The following is a 20,754-nucleotide window of genomic DNA, read 5'->3' on the forward strand; positions in this document are numbered from 1 at the left end:
TCCTGAGCCTGCCGAGCGTTCCATGCCTGACCTGCTAGACCGTTACCCGCTCACGGCGGGCACCTATCACGAACTGCTCGACGACAGCGGCGCCGTGCGCACGCATTGGCGGCGCCTGTTCGAGCAGGTGCAGCGCAGTTCGCCTGCACAATTGGTACAGCGCCAGGCGTTGCTGGCGCGACAGATCCAGGAAAACGGCGTCACTTACAATGTCTACGCCGACCCCAAGGGTGCCGACCGCCCCTGGGAGCTGGACCTGTTGCCCCACGTGATCGCCGCCGAGGAGTGGCAGCACCTGTCGGCCGGTATCGCCCAGCGTGCACGGCTGCTCAACGCGGTGCTGGCGGATCTGTATGGCCCGCAGCGCCTGATTGCCGAGGGCCTGCTGCCGGCGGAACTGGTGTTTGGCCATAACAATTTCCTGTGGCCGTGCCAGGGGATCCAGCCGCCTGCCGGCACCTTCCTGCACCTGTATGCAGTGGACCTGGCGCGCACCCCCGACGGGCGCTGGTGGGTCACCGCGGACCGCACCCAGGCACCGTCTGGCGCCGGTTATGCGCTGGAAAACCGCACCATCGTGTCCCGCGCGTTTCCCGAACTCTATCGCGACCTGCAGGTGCAACACCTGGCGGGGTTCTTCCGGACCCTGCAGGAAACCCTGGCCCGCCAGGCACCCAGCGCCGAGGAAGTGCCGCTGGTGGTGCTGTTGACCCCCGGGCGATTCAACGAGAGCTATTTCGAGCACCTGTACTTGGCCCGCCAACTGGGTTATCCACTGGTCGAAGGCGGTGACCTGACGGTGCGGGATGCCACCGTCTACCTCAAGACCCTGAGTGGCCTGCGCCGGGTCCACGCGATCATGCGCCGGCTCGATGATGACTTCTGCGACCCGTTGGAGCTGCGCACCGACTCGGCCCTCGGCGTTCCAGGATTGCTCGATGCGGTGCGCCAGGGCCGGGTGCTGGTGGCCAACGCCCTGGGCAGCGGTGTTTTGGAATCGCCAGGCCTGTTGGGGTTTCTACCGAAGATCAATCAATACCTGTTCGGTGAGGAACTGCTCCTGCCGTCCATTGCCACCTGGTGGTGCGGCGAACCACCGGTGCTGGAGCAAGCGCTGGCGAAACTCCCCGAGCTGCTGATCAAGCCGGCCTTTCCCTCACAGAGTTTTATCCCGGTGTTTGGCCGCGACTTGAGTGAAAAACAGCGCGTTGATCTGATACAGCGCATCCGTGCGCGACCCTATGCCTATGTGGCGCAAGAACTGGCCCAGCTGTCCCAGGCGCCAGTGTGGCAGGCCGAAACCGGCCAATTGCAGCCACGGGCCATCGGTATGCGGGTGTATGCGGTGGCCAGTCGCGACGGCTATCGGGTATTGCCCGGTGGCCTGACCCGGGTGGCCGCCGAGGCGGATGCCGAAGTGGTCTCGATGCAGCGTGGCGGTGCGAGCAAAGACACCTGGGTGCTGGGCGAGCGGGCCCCCGTCGGCGAACAATGGAAAGCCCAGCGAACCCTCGGCGTGCACGACCTGGTGCGGCGCGATCCGTACCTGCCGTCGCGGGTGGTGGAAAACCTGTTCTGGTTCGGCCGTTATTGCGAGCGCTGCGATGACAGCGCGCGTTTGCTGCGCATCATGCTTGCGCGTTATGTCGACGGCGACGATCCGCAGGCCCTGCAAGCGGCTGTCGAGCTGGGGGAAAGCCTGATGCTGCTGCCCGAGGAGGGCGAATTGCCCGAGCGCCTGCTCGCCGCCTTGCTCGGTGCCGACTGGTCGTTCAGCCTGCGCGCCAACCTGCAGCGCTTGCAGTGGGCAGCGTCCCAGGTGCGCGGCAAGCTGTCGCGCGAGAACTGGCAGGCGTTGGTGGAGTTGCAGCGCGAAGCCATGGCGCTTTCGACCGAGGCCGCGGATTTTGGCGAGTTGCTGGATTTTCTCAACCGCCTGGTGATGTCGCTGGCCGCGTTGTCAGGGTTTGCCCTGGACGACATGACCCGCGACGAAGGCTGGCGCTTCTTGATGATCGGCCGGCGCATCGAGCGTTTGCAGTTCTTGAGCAGCAGCCTTGCGGGCTTTCTGCGTGGCGCCGGGGCGTTCGATCAGGCGGGCCTGGAGTGGTTGCTCGAATTGGGTAACAGCAGCATCACCTACCGCTCCCGTTACCTGGCCGTGGCGCAGTTGATCCCGGTGCTGGACCTGTTGTTGCTCGATGAACAGAACCCCCATGCGGTGTTGTTCCAGTTGAAACTGGTGAGCCGCTCCCTGAAGCGCTTGAACCACGACTTCGCTGCGCCTGCCGAGGCGGCCTTGCCACTGTTGGTGGAGCGCCTGGCCGGGTTTGACCTTGGCTGCCTGGAAAACCCGCTTTTCGGTGACAGCAGTGTGCGCGCCGCCCTCGATGGCCTGGCGGACTTGCTGCAGGAGGTCGCCGATGTCAGCAACCAGGTGTCCGATCGCCTGGCCTTGCGGCATTTCGCCCATGTCGACGATGTCAGCCAACGTACGGTGTCCGTGTGAAAAGTGCCCGCTATCAGATTCTCCACGACACCCATTATCGCTACGACAGCCCGGTGTCCCTGGCCCAGCAGTTGGCCCATTTGTGGCCGCGGCCCTGTGCCTGGCAGCGCTGCACCGAGCAGCAGTTGTTGATCAGCCCATCACCGACGACCCGTCGCGATGAGCTGGACGTGTTCGGCAACCCGCTGACCCGCCTGGCATTCGAGCGACCCCACGATGAGTTGCAGGTCAATGCCCGGCTGACGGTCGAGGTGCTGGCCCGGGCATTGCCCGACTTCCAGCAGTCGCCGGCCTGGGAGGCGACCCGCAGCGCGCTGACCTACAGTGGCCAGTCAGTCGCCGACCAGGTGCTGCAGGCGTGTCGTTATCGCTTCGAGTCGCCGTATGTGCACTTGAAGAGCCCCTTCGTCGAATTCTCCGAAAGCTGTTTTGCGCCGGGGCGGCCGCTGATGCTGGGGGTACAGGCGTTGATGCAGAAGATCTTCAGCGAGTTCACCTTCGACGCCGAGGCCACGCAGGTCGCAACTCCGCTGGTGGAGGTGCTGGAGCGGCGGCGGGGGGTGTGCCAGGACTTTGCGCACCTGATGCTGGCGTGTGTGCGTTCCAGGGGATTGGCCGCGCGTTACGTCAGTGGCTATCTGCTGACGCAACCACCTCCCGGGCAGGCGCGGCTGATCGGCGCCGATGCGTCCCATGCCTGGGTGTCGGTGTTCTGTCCGGTAGTGGGGTGGGTGGATTTTGATCCGACCAACAATGTCCAGCCGGCGCTGGAGCACATCACCCTGGCCTGGGGCCGGGATTTTTCCGATGTGTCGCCGTTGCGTGGGGTGATTCTGGGGGGCGGCAGCCATGACCCGGAAGTGCGGGTGACGGTCTTGCCGATGGACTAGCGCGGTCCGCCGTAGGAGCTGGCTGGCCAGCTCCTACAGAAGATAGGCGGGACACTGTCCGGTGGGGCTCAGGCGTCTGGCGCCTGCTCTTTCGGTGTTTCTACAGCGTCTTCGGCAGTCACTTCGCCTTCTGCATCCTGGTTCAGTGCGCCGGCCTCTTCATCGGCAGCCGCTTTCTTGCGTTGCAACTTTTCCTCTTTCTTCTGCTCTTTGGCCAAGTCTCTTTGACGCTTGGCGAAGGAGTAATTAGGTTTAGCCATGGGCGATCCTCTGGGGTCGAAGGTGAGGTTGAGCGGCGCGTATTCTGCCTTTAAACCGGGACCAAGGGTTAATCGGGTTTTTGCCCGTCCCATTTGGGGCTGACCACCGGCTGCCAGGCATCCAGTGCATCCAGCAGATCCTGCGGCGATTCGCTCGTTTGCAGCATGTCACGGTGCTGGCCGCGAACGAAGCCTTCACCGACGACATGATCAAGAAATGCAGTGAGTTTGCTGTAGAAACCATTCACTTCCAGCAGACCCAGCGGTTTGCCGTGGTAGCCGAGCTGACCCCAGGTCCAGACTTCGAACAGTTCCTCGAAGGTGCCCAGGCCGCCGGGCAGGGCGATAAAGGCGTCGCTCAGTTCTGCCATGCGCGCCTTGCGGGCGTGCATGCCGTCGACCACTTCCAGGCGAGTCAGGCCGTTGTGGCCGATTTCCTTGTTTTTCAGGCTTTCGGGAATGATTCCGATCACTTCGCCACCGGCCGCCAGTGCGGCGTCGGCAACAATCCCCATCAAGCCGACCGCGCCACCGCCGTACACCAGCGTCAGCTTGCGCCGAGCCAGTTCCTGGCCCAGGGCAATCGCGGCCTCTCGATAGGCCGGGTCGGTACCGGTGCTGGCGCCGCAAAACACACAAACAGATGTTAAAGACATGCCTTCCTCCGTGATCAGTGACGAGCGCAGAGTAATGGCTGGCACCGGGTTGCTCCAAGATTAATCCGCGCGGCGGGCCTCATCAAATGTGCCACTGGCACCACAGGCGTAGGCGGCGAGCAAACTGCACAACAGGCTATTGAGGGACATGACGGACACTCCATTGGCGGCAACAATGGGCCGATCTTAGGCTGGCGCGGGCTGTCTGGCTGGTAGATTGTTTCGATGAGTGTCATAGCTCGAAAGTTGTATACAATTCTTGATTCAGGTCATAGGAACTTCCGGAAATTTCAGGCAGTCTTTACAAGATATGGATTTTTTAACCCTGCCTTGGAGATTCACCATGTTTGCCAAACTTGTTGCGGTATCCCTGCTGACACTGGCTAGCAGCCAACTGATGGCTGCCGAATGCAAGGTCACCGTTGATTCCACTGACCAGATGTCCTTCAACACCAAGGCCATTGAAATCGACAAGAGCTGCAAAACATTCACCGTCGAGCTGACCCACTCCGGCAGCCTGCCGAAGAACGTCATGGGCCACAACCTGGTGATCAGCACTGAAGCTGACATGCAACCGATCGCCACCGATGGCCTGGCTGCCGGCATCGACAAGAACTACCTCAAGGAAGGCGATACCCGCGTGATCGCCCACACCAAGATCATCGGTGCTGGCGAGAAAGACTCCGTGACCTTTGACGTGTCGAAACTCGACGCTGCGCAAAAATACGGCTTCTTCTGCTCGTTCCCTGGCCACATCTCGATGATGAAAGGCACCATTACCCTGAAGTAAGCCTTTTAAGCCGATAAAAAAGCGTCCCTCTGGCACTAATGCCGATCAGTTAAGCGACGCCGACCATTGTGGGAGCGAGCTTGCTCGCGATGAGCTTGAAAGCGCCGCGTGTTTATCCATTCACGCGTTATCGTTCACGTCCATCGCGAGCAAGCTCGCTCCCACATAGGTGGTCGTTTCTCCTTAACTGATCAGCATTACCCGGTGGGACGCTTTTTTTGTGCCTGGCGTTTGACCGCGCTACAGACCCTTGGTCAATCACGGAGCAAACGGCATCACCCGCTTGTGATGGGTCTTTCTATAGGTGTCACAAATGATCCGGAATGCTTCTTCACGCACCGGCTCACCGTGCAGGAAGGCATCGATCTCGGTGTAGGTGACGCCATGGGAGGCTTCGTCCGGTTTACCCGGCGACAGGTCCTCGAGGTCGGCGGTAGGGACTTTTTCCACCAGTGACTCAGGCGCGCCGAAGTGCCGGGCGATGGCCCGTACCTGGTTTTTCACCAGGCCGCTGAGGGGCGCGAGGTCACAGGCGCCGTCACCGAACTTGGTGAAAAAACCCATCACCGCTTCGGCGGCGTGGTCAGTGCCAATCACCAGGCCGTGGGCGGCACCGGCGATGGTGTACTGGGCGACCATGCGCATGCGCGCCTTGGTATTGCCCAGCACGAAATCCACCGACACCGCATGTTTGCCTTCAAAGGCCGCGACCTCACTGGCCAGTGCCTTGACTGCCGGACCGATGTTGACCGTGTGGCGCTCATCGGGCGCAATGAAGTCCACCGAAGCCTGGGCTTCGTGTTCATCGAACTGGGTTTCGTACGGCAGGCGCACGGCGATGAATTTGTAGCCCGCATCACCGCTGCGCTCGCGCAGTTCACGCATGGCGCGTTGGGCCAGCAGGCCTGCGGTCAGCGAGTCGACGCCACCACTGATGCCCAGCACCAGGCTCTTGAGCCCGGAATTGACCAGGCAGTCCTGGATGAAACCGATCCGCCGCACGATTTCCGCTTCCAGGGCAGCCTGGTCGGCGAAGGGCGGTTGGACCTTGAGCTGTTCAGCAATCTCACGCTGTACGGCTTGCATGAATTCACTCCTTGCTTGAATTGCCAGATAGGGCGGCAGGTACTTGAAACACATGTCGCAAATAGGCGACGAAATTCGGATCCTTGCAGTGGGTCTTGCCAGGCTCGTCGGAAATCTTGGCGACGGGCTGGCCGTTGCAGGCGGCCATTTTAAGCACGATGCTCATGGGTTCGACACCGGGAATGTCACAGGTCAGGTTGGTTCCGATGCCAAAGCTGACATTGATCCGCCCGCGCAACGCCCGGAAGATCTCCAGCGAGCGGGGCAGCGTCAGGCTGTCGGAGAACACCAGGGTCTTGCTCATCGGCTCGATGCCGAGCTTGTGATAGTGGGCGATGGCTTTTTCCGCCCACAGGATCGGGTCCCCGGAGTCGTGGCGCAGGCCGTCGAACAGCTTGGCGAAGTACAGGTCGAAATCGTTGAGGAATGCATCGGTGGTGATGCAGTCGGTCAGGGCAATGCCGAGCAGGCCACGGTATTCGCGGACCCAGCAATCGAGGGCGGCGCTCTGGCTGTCGATCAGCCTTGGGCCGAGTTGCTGGTGGGCCATGATCCACTCGTGGGCCATGGTGCCCAGCGGTTTCATGTCGATTTCCCGGGACAGGTGCACGTTGCTGGTGCCGACGAAGCGCCCCGGGAAGTCGTGCTTGAGCACGTTGACCACTTCTTCCTGGACCCGGTAGGAAAACCGGCGACGGGTGCCGAAATCCGCGACCTGCAACTCGGACAACTCCTCGCTGCTGGCGTTGGCACTCAGCCAGTCGAACTTGCGATACAGCTGCTCGCGGGCTTGCTCGAGCACCACTTCGCGGTAGCGATAGCGGTTGCGCACCTCGCTGACAATCGCCAGCAACGGCACCTCGAACAAAATCACATGCAGCCATGGCCCGCGCAGGCGGATGAACAATTCGCCCTGTTCGATGCCGGTGTGGATGTAGCGCAGATTGAAGCGGAACAGCCCGAGAAAACGCAGGAAGTCCGGCTTCATGAAGCTGATGCGCTCCAGGAAACCCAACTGGTCGGCACTCAGGCTCAACTCGGCCAGGCGCTCGATCTGAAAACGGATTTCCGCCAGGTAAGGGCGCAGGTCTTCGCTGTTGCGGCAGCGAAACTCCCATTCGACTTCAACGTTAGGGTAGTTGTGCAGCACCGCCTGCATCATGGTCAGCTTGTAGAAGTCGGTGTCGAGCAGGTTCTGCACGATGCGATCGGCAAACACACTCTCGCTCATAACGGGGATCTCCAGGCTGGCCGCAGCCTTTAACGCAGTTTCATTGAGTGGGCGTAGTGGCGCATATCGGCAGTGGTGATTGCCAGTGATTTTTTGGACGACGCCTATCCATTGTTGGAGCGGCCCTCATCAGTTGGCTGCCGGGGTATCGATCTGCTCCAGCATCCACTTCACAAAATCCCGGACCTTGGGCACCTCCGCCGAGTGTTCCGGGTAGGCCAGGTAATAGGCGTCACTGCTGGGCATTGCATGCTGCCAGGGAATGACCAGCTTGCCGTCGGCCAGTTCTTCTTCCACCAGGAAACGCGGCAACAGGGCCACGCCACAGCCGACTTGCGCGGCGCGGATGCACATGTAGAACGTCTCGAAGCGTGGCCCGTGGTAGCTGTGTTCGGTCTGGTAACCCTGGCTGTCGAACCAGTCGTGCCAGGCCTGGGGCCGCGAGGCATTTTGCAGCAACACCAGGTCGGTGAGCTGGGTCGGGTCCGTGAAGGGGTGCTCCGGCAGGCTGCCGGGCGCGCACACCGGGACCAGTTCTTCGCCGAACAGCTTCAGGCACTCAGTGCCCGGTCGAGAGCCCTGGCCGAAGTAGAACGCCAGGTCGGCACGGCCTTGCAGCAGGTCGTCGGCTTCCTGTTCGCTGCACAGGTCCAGATGAATCTGCGGATGGCGCAGGCGCCAACCCTTGAGGCGGGGCACCAGCCAGCGGGCACCAAAAGTAGGCGGGGTGGACACCCGCAAGACTTCTGTCTCGCCACCGTAGGAGCGCAGGTAGTGGGTCGACATTTCGACCTGGGTAAGGATTTTTCGGACTTCAACCAGGTACAGATCCCCAGCCGGGGTCATTTGCAGGCGTCGCCGGACCCGGCGAAACAGCAGGTGCTGCAACAGCTCTTCCAGTTGCGCCACCTGTTTGCTCACTGCGCTCTGAGTCAGGTTCAACTCTTCGGCGGCGCGGGTGAAGCTCAGGTGGCGGGTGACCGCTTCAAAGCACTGCAGGGCAGTGATCGATGGCAAGTGGCGTTTATTCAGCATGGGTGGTCCCTTTGTTCTTGTTGCAACGCGTTGCATGAATAAACGGAATGATATCTCGCCTAATCGTCGTTTGTTGGCTCGTCTGTGTAGCGCTACAACTACAGGCCTGATCAGCCGACTTGCTGCGGCTGCGAACTTTCCGTTTTTTGCTTGAGGAGTGACCCATGGTTGCCGCATTGCTTGATCGTTTGGGGGTAAACCCGGCCCTGTACCAGAATGGCAAACAGCCCGTGCATTCACCAGTCGATGGCAGCCAGATGGCCTCGGTGAACTGGGAAGGTGCCGCCGAAGTCGAGCAGCAGGTCAGTCGTGCCGAGCATGCATTCGAATTGTGGCGCAAGGTGCCAGCGCCGCGCCGCGGTGAGCTGGTGCGCCAGTTCGGTGAGGTCCTGCGTGAATACAAGGCCGACCTGGGCGAGCTGGTGTCCTGGGAAGCCGGCAAGATCACTCAGGAAGGTCTGGGTGAAGTGCAGGAAATGATCGACATCTGCGACTTCGCCGTCGGTTTGTCCCGCCAACTTTATGGCTTGACCATCGCCTCCGAGCGCCCGGGCCACCACATGCGTGAAACCTGGCATCCGCTGGGCGTGGTCGGGGTGATCAGTGCGTTCAACTTCCCGGTCGCGGTCTGGGCCTGGAACACCACGTTGGCGCTGGTGTGCGGCAACCCGGTGATCTGGAAGCCGTCGGAGAAAACCCCACTCACCGCACTGGCCTGCCAGGCGCTGTTCGAACGAGTGCTGAAGAATTTCAGTGATGCACCGCCCTACCTCAGCCAGGTGATCATCGGCGGCCGCGATGCCGGTGAAGCGCTGGTGGACGACCCGCGTGTAGCCCTGATCAGTGCCACCGGCAGTACCCGCATGGGCCGCGAAGTGGCGCCGAAGATCGCCGCCCGTTTCGCCCGCAGCATTCTCGAACTCGGTGGCAACAACGCGATGATCCTCGGCCCAAGCGCCGACCTGGACATGGCGGTCCGGGCCATCCTGTTCAGTGCCGTCGGCACTGCTGGCCAGCGCTGCACCACCTTGCGCCGGCTGATTGCCCACGAATCGGTCAAGGAAGAGATCGTCACCCGTCTCAAGGCCGCCTATTCCAAGGTGCGCATTGGCCATCCGCTGGAAGGCAACCTGGTCGGGCCACTGATCGACAAACACAGTTTCGACAACATGCAGGACGCCCTGGAGCAGGCCCTGAGTGAAGGCGGCCGAGTATTCGGCGGTAAGCGCCAGCTCGAGTCGCAGTTCCCCAACGCCTACTACGTCTCGCCAGCCATCGTCGAAATGCCCGAGCAAAGCGACGTGGTGTGCAGCGAAACCTTCGCGCCGATCCTCTACGTGGTCGGCTATAACGACTTCGCCGAAGCGCTGCGCCTCAACAACGCTGTACCGCAAGGCCTGTCGTCGTGCATCTTCACCACTGACGTACGTGAAGCCGAGCAGTTCATGTCGGCGGTGGGCAGCGATTGCGGGATCGCCAACGTCAACATCGGCCCGAGCGGTGCGGAAATCGGCGGCGCGTTTGGCGGCGAGAAAGAAACCGGCGGCGGCCGCGAGTCGGGCTCCGATGCGTGGCGCGGTTACATGCGACGTCAGACCAACACCGTCAACTACTCGCTGGAACTGCCGTTGGCCCAGGGCATTACGTTTGATTAAGCAGCGGCCAGCTACAAGCTGCGAGCTTCAAGCAAACTGGCTTGCGGCTTGTAGCTTGCGGCTCGTAGCTGCTCCGACAGGAGCTTGCAATGCCGTTACGCGAAGAATGCTTATGGGAAAAACTGACGCCGCAACGGCCTGACCGGGCGGCGCTCAAGGGCGAGGTGCGGGCCGATGTCTGCGTGATCGGCGCCGGCTTCACCGGCTTGTCGGCGGCCGTGCATTTGCTGGAACAGGGCAAGAGCGTCTGTGTACTTGAGGCTCAGCGCTGCGGCCAGGGCGGTTCGGGGCGCAACGTCGGGCTGGTGAACGCCGGCATGTGGATTCCCCCGGACGAGATTGAAGAGGGTTTTGGCGAAGTCGTCGGCAGCCAGCTCAATCGTATGCTCGGCGCGGCCCCCGCGCTGGTGTTCAGCCTGATCGACAAGTACCGCATCGACTGCCAGTTGCGCCGTGAGGGCACGCTGCACATGGCCCACAACCGTACTGGCGAAACCGATCTGCGCAGCCGCGAAGCGCAATGGAAACGTCGCGGCGCCCCGGTCGAACTGTTGACCGGAGCGGCCTGCGAGCAAGCCACCGGGACCAGGAAAATTGCCGCCGCGCTGCTTGATCGCCGCGCTGGCACACTCAATCCAATGGCCTACACCAGTGGCCTGGCCAAGGCCGCCGCCGACCTGGGAGGCCAGTTGTTCGACCACTCAGCGGTGACCCGGCTGGAGCGCCAGGGCCAGCTGTGGGCAGTACACACCGCCGAGGGCGCGGTTCTCGCCGAACAGGTAGTGATCGCTTCCAACGCTTACACCGAGGGTGACTGGACCGAGCTGCGGCGTAATTTTTTCCCGGGTTACTACTACCAGGTCGCCTCGGCGCCCCTGACCGAAGAAGCCGCGCAGCAGATCCTGCCAGGCGGCCAGGGCTCCTGGGACACCCGCCAGGTCCTGAGCAGCATTCGCCGTGACCAGGACGGTCGCCTGTTGCTCGGCAGCCTGGGCAATGGCAACCGCAAGCCCGCCTGGTTCCTCAAGGCCTGGGCCGATCGGGTGCAGCAACACTATTTCCCCTACCTCAAACCGGTGGACTGGGAGTGCACCTGGACCGGCTGCATCGCCTTTACCCCCGATCATCTGATGCGCCTGTTCGAGCCAGCACCCGGCCTGGTCGCCGTCACTGGCTACAACGGCCGTGGAGTGACCACCGGTACCGTGGTCGGCAAAGCCTTCGCCGACTACCTGTGCCACGGCGATCCGCAAGCCTTGCCGATTCCTTTCGCGCCCATGCAGCCAGTGCTGGGTGTGGGTTTGCGCAGTTGCCTGTACGAAACCGGGTTCTCCCTCTATCACGCGGGCCAGTGCCTGCGGATTGTCATTTAAACAAGGGAATTTGCCCTTGGGCGCGGCACTTTCGGCGGTAACGTCTAGCCTGTAATGGTGCGGGTTGTAGCAGTCCCGCACCAGCAGTGTGCAGTTCGGTGACGCGGGCTGTTACAGGTTGGTTGCACGTCGTTTCTGCTGACGGTTGCAATGGTGGCACGCGAAGGTTTCACCCTTAAAAAATAACGGTTTCACCTTCTGCGATCTAGACGGTTGCACGCCCAATGAAAATGGGCCCAAAACTGTCGAAAAAACAATAAGGCAACGACTTGCTCAAGAATAAAAAACCGATGGCACGGCCCTTGCTCTGAGCATTCAGTGAAGTTGCAGTGCCAACTAAAAAAAACCTTGGAGCACCACCTCATGTCCCAGACGTTTTACAAGAAAGGCTTTCTGGCTCTCGCAGTGGCTGCTGCGTTGGGTGTTTCTGCGTTTGCTCAGGCCGACCTCAAGATCGGTGTAGCGGGTCCGATGACGGGCGCCAACGCGGCATTTGGCGAGCAGTACATGAAGGGTGCACAGGCAGCGGCCGACGCCGTGAACGCCGCAGGCGGCGTGAATGGCGAGAAGATCGTGCTGGTCAAGGGCGATGACGCCTGCGAGCCAAAACAGGCGGTGACGGTCGCCAAGGACCTCACCAACCAGAAAGTTGCCGGCGTGGTCGGTCACTTCTGCTCCTCCTCGACCATTCCAGCCTCGGAAATCTACGACGAAGCCGGGATCATCGCGATCACCCCGGGTTCCACCAACCCACAGGTCACCGAGCGCGGCCTGAGCGCCATGTTCCGTATGTGCGGGCGTGACGACCAGCAAGGCATCGTGGCCGGCGACTACATCGTCGATGTGCTCAAGGGCAAAAAAGTCGTAGTGCTGCACGACAAGGACACCTACGGCCAGGGCCTGGCGGACGCAACCAAGGCCCAGTTGGTAAAGCGCGGCGTAACGCCGGTGCTGTATGAAGGCCTGACCCGTGGCGAAAAAGACTTCAGCGCCGTGGTCACCAAGATCCGCGCGGCCGGTGCCGACGTGGTGTATTTCGGCGGCCTGCACCCGGAAGCCGGTCCGCTGGTCAAGCAACTGCGTACCGAAGGCCTGAAAGACGTCAAGTTCATGTCCGATGACGGCATCGTCACCGACGAGTTGGTCACCACCGCTGGCGGCCCGCAATACGTCGACGGTGTGCTGATGACCTTCGGCGCCGACCCACGCATGCTGCCAGAGAGCAAGACGGTCGTGGATGCCTTCCGCAAGGCTGGCACCGAGCCTGAAGGCTACACCCTGTACGCCTACGCTTCGGTCCAGGCCCTGGCTGCAGGCTTCAACGGCGCCAAGTCGAACAAGGGCGAAGACGCCGCCAAGTGGCTCAAGGCCAACCCGGTCAAGACCGTGATGGGCGAGAAGACCTGGGACGCCAAGGGCGACCTGAAAGTCTCCGACTACGTGGTCTACCAGTGGGACAAGGACGGTAAATACCACCAGCTGGAAAAACAGAAATAACGGCACTTGATCAAGCGGACGCCACATTCCCTGTGGGAGCGGGCTTGCCCGCGATGACGGCCTGACAGTCGACAACTCTGTTGAATGATCTACCGCTATCGCTGGCAAGCCAGCTCCCACAAGGGGGCTGCGGTGGCCTGTCTGACATTACTGCGACGTAAATCTGTATTTTCCTTAGAAGAACCGCACCCCGACAAGGGTGCGGGTTCTCACTGCGTGAGATAGCGTTATGGATGGTATTTTCCTGCAGCAACTGGTCAATGGCCTGACCCTCGGGTCGGTCTATGGCCTGATCGCCATCGGCTACACAATGGTCTATGGCATCATTGGCATGATCAACTTCGCCCACGGCGAGGTTTACATGATTTCCGCTTACCTCGCGGCAATCAGTCTGGCACTGCTGGCTTACTTCGGTATCGAATCCTTCCCGCTGTTGATGCTCGGCACGTTGATCTTCACCATCATCGTTACCGGGGTGTATGGCTGGGTCATCGAGCGTGTCGCCTACAAACCGCTGCGCAACTCGACCCGCCTGGCACCGCTGATCAGTGCCATCGGTATTTCCCTGATCCTGCAAAACTATGCACAAATCAGCCAGGGCGCCCGCCAACAAGGGGTTCCGACACTGCTGACCGGTGCCTGGCGCGTGGACATCGGTGACGGGTTCGTGCAACTGACCTACACCAAGATCTTCATCCTGGTCGCGGCATTCGCCGGCATGGCGCTGCTGACCTACGTCATCAAGTACACCAAGCTCGGCCGCATGTGCCGTGCCACGCAGCAAGACCGCAAGATGGCCTCGATCCTGGGGATCAACACCGACCGGGTGATTTCCTACGTGTTCATCATCGGTGCAGCGATGGCGGCCCTGGCCGGCGTGCTGATCACCATGAACTACGGCACCTTCGACTTCTACGCAGGCTTCGTCATCGGCATCAAGGCCTTCACCGCAGCGGTCCTGGGCGGTATCGGCTCACTGCCCGGGGCGATGCTCGGCGGAATCATCCTGGGCATTTCCGAGTCGTTGTTCTCCGGTCTGGTCAACTCGGACTACAAGGACGTCTTCAGCTTCTCGCTGCTGGTACTTGTTCTGGTCTTTCGGCCCCAAGGCCTGCTCGGCCGTCCTCTTGTGTCGAAGGTGTAAGCGATGTCTTCAACCCATAAAAAATCCATTGATGTCAAAGAAAGTGTGGTCGACGCGATTCTTGCCGGCCTGATTGCCCTGATCGTCTTTGGCCCCATTGTCGGGGTCGTGCTGGATGGCTACAGCTTCAACCTGGAACCCAAGCGCGTTGCCTGGATCATTGCCGTGGTCATGGCCGGACGTTTCGCCCTGAGCCTGTTCCTGCAGTCGCCCAAGGGCCGGCGGATCCTCGAAGGTTTCGAGTCCACCGGCTCCGGCGTGCACGTGCTGGCGCCGGACTACAAGTCGCGGCTGCGCTGGATCATCCCGCTGTTGATCGTCATCGCCGTGGTCTTCCCGTTCTTCTCCAACTCCTACTTGCTGGGTGTAGTGATCCTGGGCCTGATCTACGTGCTGCTGGGCTTGGGCCTGAACATCGTGGTGGGCCTGGCTGGGCTGCTCGACCTGGGCTACGTGGCCTTCTACGCCATCGGTGCCTATGGCCTGGCGCTGGGTTATCAATACCTCGGGCTGGGTTTCTGGACGGTGCTGCCACTGGCGGCGATCACGGCCGCGTTGGCCGGCTGCATCCTCGGTTTCCCGGTGCTGCGCCTGCACGGCGACTACCTGGCCATCGTGACCCTGGGCTTTGGTGAAATCATCCGCCTGATCCTCAATAACTGGCTGTCGCTGACGGGCGGTCCGAACGGCATGGCTGCACCGCTGCCAACCTTCTTCGGCCTGGAGTTCGGCAAGCGCGCCAAAGAGGGCGGGGTGCCATTTCATGAGTTCTTCGGGATCGCCTACAACCCGGATGTGAAGTACTACTTCATCTACGCGGTGCTGTTCCTGGTGGTGCTGGCAGTGCTGTACATCAAGCATCGCCTGACCCGCATGCCGGTCGGCCGCGCCTGGGAGGCCTTGCGCGAAGATGAAATCGCCTGCCGCTCCATGGGCCTGAACCACGTGCTGGTGAAGCTCTCGGCGTTCACCATCGGTGCCTCGACCGCGGGCCTGGCCGGGGTGTTCTTTGCTACCTACCAGGGCTTCGTCAACCCGACCTCGTTCACCTTCTTTGAGTCGGCACTGATCCTGGCGATCGTGGTGCTCGGCGGCATGGGGTCGACCATCGGCGTGGTGATCGCCGCGTTCGTGCTGACCGTGGCCCCGGAGCTGCTGCGCGGCTTCGCCGAGTACCGGGTGCTGCTGTTCGGCATCCTGATGGTGTTGATGATGATCTGGCGACCGCGCGGCCTGATTCGGATCAGCCGTACCGGTGTGACTCCACGTAAAGGTGCCATTGCGTATGAAAGAGGGCAGCGCCATGAGTGAAGTCGTACTCTCGGTAGAAAAACTGATGATGCACTTCGGCGGCATCAAGGCCCTCAGTGACGTCAGCCTCAAGGTCCATCGCAATTCGATCTTTGCCCTGATCGGCCCCAACGGTGCCGGCAAGACCACCGTGTTCAACTGCCTGACCGGCTTCTACAAGGCCTCCGGCGGCAAGATCGAACTCAATACCCGTGGCCAGGCTACCAACGTCATCCAGTTGCTGGGCGAGTCCTTCAAGGCCAGCGATTTCGTCTCGCCGAAAAATTTCGCCAGCCGGCTGTACTACAAGATGTTCGGTGGCACTCACCTGGTGAACCGCGCCGGCTTGGCGCGTACGTTCCAGAACATTCGCCTGTTCAAGGAAATGTCAGTGCTGGAAAACCTGCTGGTGGCCCAGCACATGTGGGTCAACCGCAGCCTGCTGGCTGGGATCCTCAACACCAAGGGCTACCGCAAGGCCGAAAGCGATGCGCTGGACTGCGCGTTCTATTGGCTGGAAGTGGTTGACCTGGTGGACTGCGCCAACCGCTTGGCCGGTGAACTGTCCTACGGCCAGCAGCGCCGCCTGGAAATCGCCCGGGCCATGTGCACGCGGCCGCAGATCATCTGCCTCGACGAACCGGCCGCCGGTCTCAACCCTCAGGAAACCGAAGCGCTGAGCGCGATGATCCGGCTGCTGCGCGACGAGCACGATCTGACCGTGGTGCTGATTGAACACGACATGGGCATGGTAATGAGCATTTCCGACCACATCGTGGTGCTGGACCACGGCAACGTGATCGCCGAGGGCGGACCCGAAGCCATTCGCAACGACCCGAAAGTGATCGCCGCCTACCTGGGTGCCGATGAAGAGGAGCTGGTATGAGCCAACCGATTCTCGAACTCAAGGAGCTGGACGTGTTCTACGGGCCAATCCAGGCCCTGAAAAAAGTCTCGCTGCACATCAACGAAGGCGAAACCGTGAGCCTGATCGGGTCCAACGGTGCCGGTAAATCGACCCTGCTGATGTCGATCTTCGGCCAGCCCCGGGCCGCTGACGGGCAGATCATCTACCAGGGGGTGGATATCACCCACAAGTCGTCCCACTACATCGCCTCCAACGGCATCGCGCAGTCGCCGGAAGGACGGCGGGTATTCCCCGACATGACCGTCGAGGAAAACCTGCTGATGGGCACCATTCCCATCGGCGATAAGTACGCCAGCGAAGACATGCAGCGCATGTTCGAGCTGTTCCCGCGACTCAAGGAGCGTCGGACCCAGCGGGCCATGACCATGTCCGGTGGCGAGCAGCAGATGCTCGCCATTGCGCGTGCCTTGATGAGCCGGCCCAAGCTGTTGTTGCTCGATGAGCCGAGCCTGGGGCTGGCGCCGATCGTGGTGAAGCAGATCTTCGCCACCTTGCGCGAGCTGGCCAAGACCGGCATGACCATTTTCCTGGTCGAGCAGAACGCCAACCATGCCCTGCGCCTGTCGGACCGCGCCTATGTGATGGTCAACGGGCAGATCCGCCTGACCGGTACCGGCAAGGAGCTGCTGGTGAACGAAGAGGTGCGCAACGCTTACCTTGGCGGTCACTAGACCGGCAAGCGGCAAACCAACGCCCTGACGGCTCCGGCCCTCAGGGCGTTTTTTTTGTTGTTATGGAGGCTTGATCGTGGATTTTCGGGGTGAAACGGAAAATGTGGAAAACAATATTCAACAGCTGTCAAAGCGCGACATAAAGACGCTGCAAATGGCTGTTTTTCCACAGTTTTGACTTGTCCCCGTTTGCTGTGGAGCTGGCTGTGGGTAACGTGGGTGCAACTCGCTGCGGGCCTTTGTTTACGTGGCTTGCAAGCTTGTGGTTGATTTTTGTACAGCTGCTTTTGCATGGCCCTGAGCCTGGATTGTCAACCTTTTTATTGGCCGCCGGATGCAGGTGAAAATCGCCCTCGCAGCCTGTGGATAAGTCTGTGGTTAAACTCTGGAAAGACTTCGCAAAGCAGCGAATTTGCTGGCTTGAAGCCATCGCCAATTTGACCGGCCGGTCGGGTTCAACCCGGGAGGGCGACACGTGGGGCGGCCTCGGTCAAGCAAAAAACTTTTCAATCTGCCCGCAAAGCCTTGTGGATAGCGGTGCCCAGGCTTTTGCACTTGCCCCCAAAGATTGTGGACGGGGCTGTGGATAAGGTGCGTGCAGTTGGCTGCGGGCCGCGGTCCACAAGGGCTCGGCCGAGTTGGTTGTTTTTTGTCCAGAAAACCCGAGGTTGCCCCTCGGAACGTGGCCGGGCATGCTGCCGCTAGTTAATCGATTTCAAGGCTGTGGATCAGCCCAATCCAGGAGAGCACGATGTCCAACACCCTGTTTATTACCGGCGCCACATCCGGTTTTGGTGAAGCCTGCGCCCGTCGTTTTGCCGAGGCTGGCTGGAAACTGGTGCTGACGGGGCGTCGTGAAGAGCGTCTGAATGCCCTGTGCGCCGAATTGTCGAAGCAGACCGAGGTCCATGGCCTGGTGCTCGATGTGCGGGATCGCCAGGCGATGGAAGCGGCCATTGCCAACCTGCCGCCGTCCTTTGCCACGCTGCGCGGGCTGATCAACAACGCCGGCCTGGCCCTGGGCGTGGACCCGGCACCCAAGTGCGACCTCGACGATTGGGACACCATGGTCGACACCAACATCAAGGGCCTGATGTACAGCACGCGTCTGTTGTTGCCCCGCCTGATCGCCCACGGTCGTGGCGCCGGGATCATCAACCTGGGCTCCATCGCCGGCAACTACCCGTACCCGGGCAGCCACGTGTATGGCGCGAGCAAGGCTTTCGTCAAACAGTTCTCGTTGAACCTGCGGTGCGACCTGCAGGGCACTGGCGTGCGTGTCAGCAACATCGAGCCGGGCCTGTGCGAAAGCGAGTTCTCGCTGGTGCGCTTTGCTGGCGACCAGGCGCGCTACGACGCGACCTATGCCGGGGCTGAGCCGATCCAGCCGCAAGACATTGCCGACACCATCTTCTGGGTGCTCAACGCGCCGGCGCACATCAACATCAACCGCCTGGAACTGATGCCCGTGAGCCAGACCTGGGGTGGCTTTGCGATTGATCGTAACGCCAAGGGGTAAGACGCAGGCGCCGATTCGGCCAAAACAGGGCATAAGGTACACTCCTTGTTGAACCCCCACCGCATGTCGCGGTTGTCCGGGTTCACAAGGAGGCCATGTGAGTAACCGAGGTGAGCAGGCACTGCTCAAGCAATCGACCGTCCTGATGTTGGCCGTGGCGATCGCCGGGATCGTCACGGGTTTTGTTTCCGGGTCCCAATCCATCCTGTTCGATGGTTTCTTTTCGTTGATCGCGACCTTCATCAAGGTCCTGATGTTGATCACCGCCAAGCTGATCGCCAAGCAAAGCAATCAGCGTTTCCAGTTCGGTTTCTGGCACCTGGAGCCCATGGTGCTGTTGATTGAAGGCAGCTTCCTGCTGCTGATTGCGATCTACGCCTTTCTCAACGGTGTGTTCGGCATCATCAACGGTGGCCGCGAGATCGAGTTGGGCTTGGTGATCGTCTATGCGGCGGTGTTTACCGTTGTCGAGTTCGCCTATTTCTTCTACATCCGTCAGCGCAATCGCGCGCTCAAGTCCACGTTGATCCAGTTCGACAACATCAGCTGGCTGGTGGATGCAATGCTATCGGTGGGCTTGCTGGTGAGCTTTCTCACGGCGCTGCTGCTCAAGACCCAGGGGTATGGCCAGTGGGCGCTGTACGTCGACCCGCTGATCCTGATCCTGCTGGCCTTGAGCATGCTGGCTCCAGCCTGGAAGATCCTGCGCCCGGCGCTGCGCGATGTGCTGGGCATCGCCCCCGATCAACTGGATGACAAGGTGCGCCAGGTAATGGACGCGGCTAAGGCCGAGCACGGTTTTGCCGACTACGTCAGCTATGTGCAGAAACACGGGCGGGCGCGGTTTATCGAGATTCACGTGGTGTTGCCGGTGGATTACCGGCTGGAGGGCGTGGCGACGCTGGATGCCCTGCGTGAGCAGATTTCGGCGCAATTGGGCAAGCCGGATGCCGCGCGATGGCTGACCATCAGCTTTACCGCTGATCCGAAGTGGATTGCTGGCTGACGACCGAGGCGATTTGTCGCGAAAGCGGTGTTTAGCTCAACCCAGATACTCAGCCAACCCGCGATAACAGGTCGCCAGGTGGTAGGGCGTGGTCGACGGCATATCCTGGCGGCTGACGGTACCGCTGGCGTCCAGGCATTCGTGCCAGCCGCCGGCGTGCAGGAAACGTTGCTGCAAGGCTTGTAACTGGTGCAACAGCGCAGCCTGGCTGGCCGGGCGCAAGGTCAGGGCACGCAGGTATTCGGCCTGGGCCCAGATGCGCTGGGTGGCATCGCGCGGCTGTTGACCCTCCACCAGGTCGAGCATGGCGGCGACGGCCCCAGTCTGCGGCTCCACCCCCCGTTGTTCGGTGAAGGCGAAGGCGCGGTCCAGCGAAGCATGCAGCGCCGAGCCGCGCAGGGTCGGCGAGGCGTCCAGCAGGAAAAACCATTCGAACTGATGCCCCGGCTCAAACCAGTTATCCACAGCCCCCAGCGGCTTCTCCATCATCACCCCATGCTGCGGGTCGATGAAGTGCTGCTGCATGGCGGCGCACAACGCCTTGAGTGCCGCCTCGACGGCCAGGTCCTCGCGCACCGCCAGGGTGGCCAGGAAGGCTTCGGCCAGGTGCATCAGCGGGTTTTGCAGGGGGCCTGCGCCGAGTGACGACCAGTCGCGGTCCAGGCTCGCTTCGTACAGGCCGTTGCCAGTGGCGAAGTGCTGGGCCAGCACCTGCAGGGCGGCGTTGAGCACCGACTCCACCAGCGGCTCACGCACCTTGGCCCAGTAATGGGCGCAGGCGAAGAGGATGAAGGCGTGGGTGTAGAGGTCCTTGCGCTGATCCAGCGGTGCACCCTGGGGGTCGATGCTGTAGAACCAGCCGCCATGCTCGCTATCATGAAAGTGCTGTTGCAACGAACGGAACAGCGCCGCAGCCCGTTCCTCGGCCGCCGGCACTTCACCGATCAGGCTGGCGAACAGGTACAACTGGCGCGCGCAGGCCATGGCCCGATAGCGCTGGGGCGGCAATGGCTGGTGCCGGGCATCCAGGGCTTCGTAGGGCAATGCTATCTGCGCATTCCAGCCCGGACCCTGCCACAGAGGCACGATCACGCCGCGAAAATGCTGCTGCACAGTGGCAAACAGAGCGGTCAGTTCAGGCTGGGAGGCGGAGCGGGGAGCATCGGGCATTGGCTGGCGTCGTCACGGCAGGAGTGTTTGCGCGACATGGTAGC

The 20,754-nt window shown here is 61.4% G+C and carries 18 protein-coding genes; 12 read left to right on the forward strand and 6 right to left on the reverse strand.

Features of this window, described 5'->3' with window-relative positions:
• The first annotated feature begins 22 nt into the window (after window positions 1-22).
• Both PspS04_RS02570 and PspS04_RS02575 read left to right on the forward strand, forming a co-directional pair.
• Window positions 23-2,509 (forward strand): circularly permuted type 2 ATP-grasp protein, encoded by a 2,487-nt coding sequence (locus PspS04_RS02570; RefSeq protein WP_159993461.1) that lies wholly within the window; start codon window positions 23-25, stop codon window positions 2,507-2,509.
• Window positions 2,506-3,399 (forward strand): transglutaminase family protein, encoded by an 894-nt coding sequence (locus PspS04_RS02575; RefSeq protein WP_159993463.1) that lies wholly within the window; start codon window positions 2,506-2,508, stop codon window positions 3,397-3,399. The genes PspS04_RS02570 and PspS04_RS02575 overlap by 4 nt, the downstream gene beginning before the upstream one ends.
• Before the next feature lie 68 nt (window positions 3,400-3,467).
• Here PspS04_RS02575 and PspS04_RS02580 read toward each other — a convergent pair whose 3' ends face one another.
• On the reverse strand, window positions 3,468-3,659 hold the full coding sequence (locus PspS04_RS02580; protein WP_095169557.1) for a hypothetical protein: 192 nt from the start codon (window positions 3,657-3,659) through the stop codon (window positions 3,468-3,470).
• A gap of 68 nt (window positions 3,660-3,727) precedes the next feature.
• Complete coding sequence (locus PspS04_RS02585; protein WP_095169556.1) at window positions 3,728-4,315, reverse strand: TIGR00730 family Rossman fold protein; 588 nt, start codon at window positions 4,313-4,315, stop codon at window positions 3,728-3,730.
• Between the two features lie 343 nt (window positions 4,316-4,658).
• On the opposite strand from PspS04_RS02585, the gene azu reads away from it, so the two are divergent.
• Complete coding sequence (gene azu / locus PspS04_RS02590; RefSeq protein WP_095169555.1) at window positions 4,659-5,105, forward strand: azurin; 447 nt, start codon at window positions 4,659-4,661, stop codon at window positions 5,103-5,105.
• 258 nt (window positions 5,106-5,363) lie between these two features.
• Here the strand turns inward: azu and nadE are convergent, their stop codons facing one another.
• From nadE to PspS04_RS02605, 3 genes are all read right to left on the reverse strand, one after another.
• A complete protein-coding gene (gene nadE / locus PspS04_RS02595) occupies window positions 5,364-6,191 on the reverse strand; it encodes an ammonia-dependent NAD(+) synthetase (RefSeq protein WP_159993465.1) in 828 nt (275 codons plus the stop codon).
• A gap of 4 nt (window positions 6,192-6,195) precedes the next feature.
• A complete protein-coding gene (gene pncB, locus PspS04_RS02600; RefSeq protein ID WP_095169553.1) occupies window positions 6,196-7,422 on the reverse strand; it encodes a nicotinate phosphoribosyltransferase in 1,227 nt (408 codons plus the stop codon).
• A 129-nt stretch (window positions 7,423-7,551) separates the two neighbouring features.
• Window positions 7,552-8,457 carry a LysR family transcriptional regulator gene (locus tag PspS04_RS02605; protein WP_159993467.1) on the reverse strand — a complete coding sequence of 302 codons (906 nt, stop codon included), beginning with the start codon at window positions 8,455-8,457 and terminating at the stop codon, window positions 7,552-7,554.
• Between the two features lie 164 nt (window positions 8,458-8,621).
• Here PspS04_RS02605 and amaB point away from each other — a divergent pair, with 164 nt between their 5' ends.
• From amaB to PspS04_RS02650, 9 genes are all read left to right on the forward strand, one after another.
• Window positions 8,622-10,112, forward strand: a complete 1,491-nt coding sequence (gene amaB, locus PspS04_RS02610) for an L-piperidine-6-carboxylate dehydrogenase (protein ID WP_095169551.1) — start codon at window positions 8,622-8,624, stop codon at window positions 10,110-10,112.
• Window positions 10,113-10,201: 89 nt separating this feature from the next.
• Complete coding sequence (gene amaA, locus PspS04_RS02615; protein ID WP_095169550.1) at window positions 10,202-11,485, forward strand: L-pipecolate oxidase; 1,284 nt, start codon at window positions 10,202-10,204, stop codon at window positions 11,483-11,485.
• Between the two features lie 363 nt (window positions 11,486-11,848).
• Window positions 11,849-12,982, forward strand: coding sequence for a branched-chain amino acid ABC transporter substrate-binding protein (locus tag PspS04_RS02620; RefSeq protein WP_095169549.1), 1,134 nt, complete (start codon window positions 11,849-11,851; stop codon window positions 12,980-12,982).
• Window positions 12,983-13,211: 229 nt separating this feature from the next.
• Window positions 13,212-14,126 carry an ABC transporter permease subunit gene (locus tag PspS04_RS02625; protein ID WP_095169548.1) on the forward strand — a complete coding sequence of 305 codons (915 nt, stop codon included), beginning with the start codon at window positions 13,212-13,214 and terminating at the stop codon, window positions 14,124-14,126.
• Between the two features lie 3 nt (window positions 14,127-14,129).
• A complete protein-coding gene (livM, locus tag PspS04_RS02630) occupies window positions 14,130-15,437 on the forward strand; it encodes a high-affinity branched-chain amino acid ABC transporter permease LivM (RefSeq protein ID WP_095169547.1) in 1,308 nt (435 codons plus the stop codon).
• Window positions 15,430-16,302 (forward strand): ATP-binding cassette domain-containing protein, encoded by an 873-nt coding sequence (locus PspS04_RS02635; RefSeq protein WP_095169546.1) that lies wholly within the window; start codon window positions 15,430-15,432, stop codon window positions 16,300-16,302. The genes livM and PspS04_RS02635 overlap by 8 nt, the downstream gene beginning before the upstream one ends.
• Entirely contained in the window at window positions 16,299-17,015 is a 717-nt protein-coding gene (locus PspS04_RS02640) for an ABC transporter ATP-binding protein (protein ID WP_095169545.1), read from the forward strand. Before PspS04_RS02635 ends, PspS04_RS02640 begins: the two co-directional genes overlap by 4 nt.
• A gap of 751 nt (window positions 17,016-17,766) precedes the next feature.
• Window positions 17,767-18,534 (forward strand): SDR family oxidoreductase, encoded by a 768-nt coding sequence (locus tag PspS04_RS02645; RefSeq protein WP_095169544.1) that lies wholly within the window; start codon window positions 17,767-17,769, stop codon window positions 18,532-18,534.
• A 97-nt stretch (window positions 18,535-18,631) separates the two neighbouring features.
• A complete protein-coding gene (locus PspS04_RS02650) occupies window positions 18,632-19,540 on the forward strand; it encodes a cation diffusion facilitator family transporter (RefSeq protein ID WP_095169543.1) in 909 nt (302 codons plus the stop codon).
• A gap of 36 nt (window positions 19,541-19,576) precedes the next feature.
• On the opposite strand, the gene PspS04_RS02655 is transcribed toward PspS04_RS02650, so the two are convergent.
• Window positions 19,577-20,710 carry an AGE family epimerase/isomerase gene (locus PspS04_RS02655; RefSeq protein WP_159993469.1) on the reverse strand — a complete coding sequence of 378 codons (1,134 nt, stop codon included), beginning with the start codon at window positions 20,708-20,710 and terminating at the stop codon, window positions 19,577-19,579.
• Window positions 20,711-20,754 lie beyond the last annotated feature (44 nt).

The sequence above is a fragment of the Pseudomonas sp. S04 genome (assembly GCF_009834545.1).
Classification (GTDB): Bacteria; Pseudomonadota; Gammaproteobacteria; order Pseudomonadales; family Pseudomonadaceae; genus Aquipseudomonas.